Origin of the sequence: Candidatus Thiosymbion oneisti, assembly GCF_004359955.1 — a bacterium.
In the GTDB taxonomy this organism is placed as follows: domain Bacteria; phylum Pseudomonadota; class Gammaproteobacteria; order Chromatiales; family Chromatiaceae; genus Thiosymbion; species Thiosymbion oneisti.
On sequence record NZ_SMSC01000161.1, the window covers coordinates 1 to 414 of the forward strand.

Here is a 414-nt window from a genome sequence, read left to right on the forward strand (position 1 = left end):
TGCGTATGCCGCTGTGTGCGCCGTGCCTTCTTGTGTGGCGAGGACCAGCTCTCAGGTCTGAATTTCGACCACCGCCGCGGCTGGATTGTCGAGCGCATGCAGCAGCTTGCTACCCTGTTTGCCATCGACGTGGCCGCCTATGCGGTGATGAGTAACCACTACCACATCGTGGTGCGTATCGACCGGGAACGGGCCTCGGGGTGGTCGATAGAGGAGGTCCTGAAACGCTGGACGGCGCTCTTCACCGGGCCCTTGTTGGCGACACGTTATCTCTCGGCGTCACGAGGGTCGATGAGCCGGGCGGAGATCGCCGAGGTCGAGGCACTTGCCGAGGTCTATCGGGGGCGGTTGCACGATTTGTCCTGGTTCATGCGTACCCTCAATGAACACATCGCCCGCCGGGCCAATGCGGAG

Annotated in this window: 1 pseudogene; it reads left to right on the plus strand. The window is 62.6% G+C overall.

Annotated elements, in window-relative coordinates:
• Positions 1–414, plus strand: a pseudogene (locus E1958_RS20655) (transposase); the annotation flags it as partial.